Source organism: Vibrio sp. 10N.222.48.A3, assembly GCF_041475345.1.
GTDB lineage: Bacteria > Pseudomonadota > Gammaproteobacteria > Enterobacterales > Vibrionaceae > Vibrio > Vibrio tasmaniensis_A.
The window spans coordinates 1-5,800 of sequence record NZ_JBFRVX010000479.1 but is presented as its reverse complement, the minus strand read 5'-3'; the positions used below and the strand labels follow the sequence as shown (position 1 = coordinate 5,800).

5 protein-coding genes are annotated in these 5,800 nt (G+C 42.3%); 3 read left to right on the top strand and 2 right to left on the bottom strand.

Features of this window, described 5'->3' with window-relative positions:
* Positions 1–213: CreA family protein (locus tag AB4653_RS14245; protein ID WP_372104508.1), on the bottom strand; the 213-nt coding region annotated here is incomplete at its 3' end.
* A gap of 248 nt (positions 214–461) precedes the next feature.
* On the opposite strand from AB4653_RS14245, the gene AB4653_RS14240 reads away from it, so the two are divergent.
* The 3 genes from AB4653_RS14240 to AB4653_RS14230 all read left to right on the top strand — a co-directional run bounded on the left by AB4653_RS14240 (position 462) and on the right by AB4653_RS14230 (position 3,762).
* Entirely contained in the window at positions 462–956 is a 495-nt protein-coding gene (locus AB4653_RS14240) for a hypothetical protein (RefSeq protein ID WP_009845198.1), read from the top strand.
* A 60-nt stretch (positions 957–1,016) separates the two neighbouring features.
* Positions 1,017–2,825: an HD domain-containing phosphohydrolase gene (locus AB4653_RS14235; protein ID WP_102257717.1), complete on the top strand. Its 1,809-nt coding sequence runs from the start codon at positions 1,017–1,019 to the stop codon at positions 2,823–2,825.
* A 208-nt stretch (positions 2,826–3,033) separates the two neighbouring features.
* Positions 3,034–3,762 carry an HAD-IA family hydrolase gene (locus AB4653_RS14230; protein ID WP_032555040.1) on the top strand — a complete coding sequence of 243 codons (729 nt, stop codon included), beginning with the start codon at positions 3,034–3,036 and terminating at the stop codon, positions 3,760–3,762.
* A gap of 442 nt (positions 3,763–4,204) precedes the next feature.
* Here AB4653_RS14230 and AB4653_RS14225 read toward each other — a convergent pair whose 3' ends face one another.
* Entirely contained in the window at positions 4,205–5,629 is a 1,425-nt protein-coding gene (locus AB4653_RS14225; RefSeq protein ID WP_009845230.1) for a methyl-accepting chemotaxis protein, read from the bottom strand.
* Between the last annotated feature and the right edge of the window lie 171 nt (positions 5,630–5,800).

Genomic DNA, 5,800 nt, shown 5'->3' with positions numbered 1-5,800 from the left:
ACAAGAGATAGAGCTATCGCTTGGATCGGAAAGGCTAAGGTTTGCTTCGATTGAAGCGATATGACAAGTCACACCTGCGATTTTATCATCATCTAAAGAAGACATTTTGATATCCTTCATTGTGAAGAATCCAAGAGAGACGTCGCCAACCTCGTTGTCCGAACAGCCAGCCAACATTGTGATGATACCCGCTGCTATTAAGGCTTTTTTCATAAGAAGTCCTTTTTATTTATAGAGTTCTGTTTACTATAAGGATATTGAAAGCTTGAATACGAGTGTAGAGCTTTTCGTTAAGTTCTTAAAGGATGTTGTTGGATAATGGAAAATATGAAGCATTTAAAGTACTTGTTGGCCTTGGTCATGCTCTGTATGCTCTGTGCTTGTAGCTCGGCACCTCAGTCGAATATATGTCTTCCAAATAGCTGTGACATTTGGGGATACTAACCGTAGGTACTAAAAGAATGAATAACGAAATACCTGAAATTGTACAGAAGAAAAACCAATGGCTGTTTAGTCAACTCGATATTGCCTACCCCGCAAAAGAGAGCCTGCTAGGCCGAGAACTTTATCAAAGCAAACTCCCGTCCAAGACATACCAACTCCTCACCCAAGATCAAACACCTTCCCAAATTGATGAACTGCATAAAGTCGACTTCCATAAACTGACCGTACTTTTTTCACTTAACCAAGCCAGCGCTTACCAAGATGAAACCGAAAGGGCGCACATGTTAGAGTTTTTGAGTCAGATTATGTTATCTGACGAACATGTCTTATACATAGGGACTCAAAATGGTGATGTAGCAGCGAGCGCTATCGTTACAGAAGCGGAGGATTCTCTGCTAATCTCAGATGTTGTGGTTGGAGGTGGTCAAAGTATCAACGCTTTTGCTAAGCAGATCCTTGATTTTTGGGCACAAGATCATGCTTCTCGCGATAAAGTGTGGGTCGAGAACTAAAGGTTCTTTGAGAAAGCGTTAATCTAAGTAAAATACCCCGTCTTATTTAAAGGGTATTGTATGTACAAGCTATTGTTCTCAATCGCTGTATTGTGTGTTAGCGCTTATTCTTCACTCAGTTTTGCTAATGACTGGGATATCAAACGCATCCTAGTTTTACACTCATACGAACCTTCTTATCAGTGGACCGCTGACTTCCAAAAAGGGATAGACAGTGCGTTCAGCCAATCTCAAGCCGAAGTTAAACTCTCAATCGAGTATTTGGATTCAAAGCGCGTCCATAGCCCTGAGTACTACGATTCTATCGCGAACTACTTACGTACCAAATATGCAGATTATAAGTTTGATGGTGTAATCGCGACTGACGACAACGCGGCTAACTTCCTTGAATCTCTGCCTAGTTTGATCGATCGCTCCACACCTGTCGTTGCTGCCGGTATTAACGATTTCAGTACCGACATGTATTCGGTGTCTGATAGAGCAACCGTGCTTTATGAGAACGATCAGATAGACGTCAATATTGATCTAATTTCGAAGTTAAGACCTAACCTAAAAATACTGTATTTCATCAATGATTACAGTGTCACTTCTGAGTTGATTCGCAAAGAGATGAATCGCGTGATGACTGAGTTCCCTAATATCACATTGGTTGAAATACGCGATCTATCGTTAGTGCGTACCCGTCAGTTTTTGGAAGGTATCTCCGCTGATGACGCGGTTTTGCTCAGTCATTACAATACCGAATTGAATCGAGGCGTGTATCATACTTATCAAGAGGTTTCGGATACTTTGTCTAAAGCAAGTGCTGCTCCAGTGTTTGCTTTGTGGCAGTTCTATATTTCGGGAGATGTACTTGGTGGCTATGTGAATCACTCTCAAAGCATGGGGGAAGAGACGGTTAAGGCGCTCGATAAGTACCTACCTCTTGGTTTCAGCGAACCTTTAACGCCAGGTGATAACAAACGTTTTGTTTTCAATTATCCAGCGATGAAAAAGTTCGGTATCCGTGAGAGTGCGCTACCTGATGAGGCTGTATTCATTAATGAGCCTTCATCCTTTATTCGTAAAAACTTTCAGTTGCTATTGGGTTTGTCGATGGTCATTGCAGGTTTGAGCCTGATTATTTTGATGCAATTTGTCACTCTACGCCAAAAGAAAGAACTGGCTAAAAAGAGCAAACGAATCTTAAAACTTCAGAAGCAAACACTGAATATTCAAAAAGATATGATTCATGTTCTCGGAGAGGCGATTGAAACTCGCTCTGGCGAAACCGGAAATCACGTTAAGCGTGTCGCCAAGTTGTCTGCGTTGCTTGCTAAGTATCGTGGCTTGAGCCATCGCGAGGTCGAGATGATAGAGATCATTAGTCCGATGCATGATGTGGGTAAAATTTCAGTCCCAGAATCAATCTTGGATAAACCAGGTAAATTGACCGAGCAAGAGTGGGAAGTGATGAAGCTTCACACAACGGCAGGCTATAACTTATTGAAGAGTGGAGCCGGTGATATTACCAATCTGGCTGCTATCATTGCCAACGAGCATCATGAACGTTGGGATGGGGCTGGATATCCTAATGGCAAAGTGGGTGACGAAATTCACTTGTTTGCCCGTATTACGGCCGTCGCGGATGTGTTTGATGCACTACTCAGTGCCCGTTGTTACAAAGAGCCGTGGCCATTAGAGATGGTTATCGATTTGTTCGAGAGAGAATGCGGCTGTCAGTTCGACCCTGAGCTTACTCAGTTACTACTGAGCCACTTACCCGAGTTTGTTGCTATTCGTGATTCGTATCCAGATACCATCACCGCGGAATGTCGCATTGAATTAACGGATAAACCTATTGTTATTGAAGAATTGGCCGTGAATTAACGGTTTATTGGCAAATAAAGTCGTGATTGGTGACGCTCAAAGTATATTAATTTAATGAGTACTGTTGCTTATGGTTAGGCATAAAGTGATCCACTGCATATTTCGCGTAGAGAAATAAGGGGCGATAGGTAAAGTGTTACCTTAATCATCACGCGTATTGAAAGAACACTATAGGATAAAACTTGAATTCAATGCGAGTGAGAGAGCTATGCGGTTAGAACAAACTAAATGTGTAATTTTCGATTGTGATGGAACACTCATCGATAGCGAGAAGCTGTGTTGCCAAGCCTTAGTGAATGTGTTTTCTGGCTTTGGGGCTAAGTTAAGCGTTAATGACTGCTATGTGCACTTTCAAGGTGGGAAGCTAGCTGACATCTTAATGGATACGCAAGCACGTTTAGGGCTATCTATCTCCATCGATACACTCGAGCCGATTTATCGCACTGAATTAGAAGCCTTGTTCCAACGCCATTTAAAACCGATGGATGGTGCTATTGAGCTTATTGAATTCCTCAAGCAACAAGACATTGAGTTTTGTATCGCTTCCAATGCGCCTAAATCTCGAGTTGAATCCTCATTGGCTATGACAGGAATGCTCGACGACTTCAAAGGCAAAGTATTTTCAGCTTTTGATGCCAATAGCTGGAAACCTGAGCCCGACCTGATCATGTATACCGCAATGAATATGGGCTTTTTACCAAACGAATGTATTTATGTTGATGACACGGTGAAAGGCATTGAAGCAGGGGTTCGTGCGGGTATTCAATCTTTTAGATTGCGACCAACGTTTGAAGGTTCATTGAGTGATAATACCGAAGCCGACATAGCAGAGCTAGCGGCTCAGGATATTTACAGTTTGGAAGAAATATCGATTTGGATTAATGGCAAGCGCTGCTCAAGTGGTGGTATACCGCACTCTGGAGCTTTGGTGGGGTAGAGCCTAATTGAAGGCTGACTACTTTGCTTAATTGTGTTGTGTGGAAACCACATGCAGCACAAGTGAACTTCTCTCCACTTTCTGAAAGTAGATATTCGTCATGTTGGCATAAAGGGCATGTGATGTCGTCGGTGTATGGTGCATCTGTTTTATTCATTATGTGTCACCTGCAGCAAAAGGGTAAGCGAAAATAAGACCCGTTCAAATAGATTACCCCTAAGCTCGATTATTAGACAGTTTTGGCTCCTCTTAATCCCTCCTTTGCGACTTACTTCATGTTAATAACTGAGGAGTATGGATTTGCCATGGTTATTAATCGACACCAATAAAAGAAGGACTCTATATGAGTCCTTCTTAGGTTTGTTCTTAATTCTGAGCATTAAGCATTAAGCATTAAGCATTAAGCATCAAACATTAAGTGCAAATAGCTGATAGCTAAGTGCTAAGTGCGGTATCTTGCCAAAGTTTGAGACAGAGAAACCGATGCTTCAGTCAGCTTAGATACGCCCTTTGAAGAGTTTTGAGCGACATCTTTGATTACGTCTGATTGGCCTCGTATATCATTAAGCTCAGCAGCGATGGTATTCGCTACGTTGCTTTGTTCATCAGCTGACGTTGCTATTTGTAGACTCATGTCCATTAGCGCTTGTGCGGAATCTGCAATCGAGTTTACGTCATCACCGATATGTGAAATGAGTTGGCTACTGGTTTGCGCTTGATCAACCGTTTGCACCGTGATCTTAGCAATATTTTGACTCTCTTGCTGTAAGCGTTCAATCATCGTTTGGATCTCAACTGTAGCGGATTGAGTTCTGCTAGCAAGCGTTCTTACTTCATCAGCAACAACGGCGAAACCACGACCTTGTTCACCCGCACGAGCTGCTTCAATCGCGGCATTTAGCGCAAGTAAGTTGGTTTGCTCAGAAATTGCGTTGATCGTGGTGATGACTTCGTTGATTTGGCTTGTATTTACATTCAAGCTCGTAACAGAAGACGAGGTTTGCTCAATCAAAGAAGAAAGGGTGGTTATCTCTGAGATTGCTTGCTGAACCATAGCATGGCTATCATTGATTTGTTGAGCATCTTGCTCCGCTTGCTCTGTAGAGCGCGCAGAGATATTAGATACTTCATTCGCTGATGCCGTCATCTGATCCATTGCCGTTGCAACAGAGTCTAGAGATGAATTCTGGCTCATAATCTGTGTTTCACTACGCTTCATCTCTTTTTCGAAAGAAGCTGACGTTTCACTCAGTGTCGCTGCGTTTTGGTTTACGTTATTGACTAGTTCACTTAGCGTATCCATTGAACGGTCAAGGGCGCAACCAATCGTACCAAACTCATCTCGGCCTGGATGGAAGCCAAGGCGAGATGTTAAATCACCATCACCAATCTTTTGAGTGGTTGAGTAAAGAACCCAAAGTGCGCCTCCTAGGAAGGTTGCAACCCAGTAACAGAAAAGACCAAAAGGCAAACACCATAAAAGACTGAGTAATAATGTGTACAGAGCTTGCTGCTTTTGGTTCTGTGTATCAGTAGTTGAAACGGTAAGAGAGTAGTAGTTGCCATCTTGTGCCAGTGCCGTAGCAGTCACCGAACCCGTGTTTGAAATAGTGGTTTCTTGAAGGCGTGTTTGTTGGCTAACAGAACGAACCGAAGCTGGGGAATCTGACGCTGATAAAATGCCTTGCAATTGAAACTCAACCTGCTGTTTTGCACTTGCGTCAATTTGTTCTAGCTTGTTGACATAGTTGAAGCCAGCGAGGCTTGCTACAGCGGCGAAAAAGATCAAGAAAATGACCCAAAACTTGTCGTTAATAGACATTTTAATAAACAGTTTGTCTATCGTTCTAAATTGTACTTCTTTCATAAAAACTCCACGGTAAATCCTTTACCGTGGACTCTAAATAACCGACCTTAATAAAAATGTGATTCCGATCGATTAATTATGAAAATTCATGACAGCAATATATCGTTAATGAGACATCAATCAAGTATTTTTGCTCTCGATGGGTTTATTAGCCTAATGATGGTAATAACC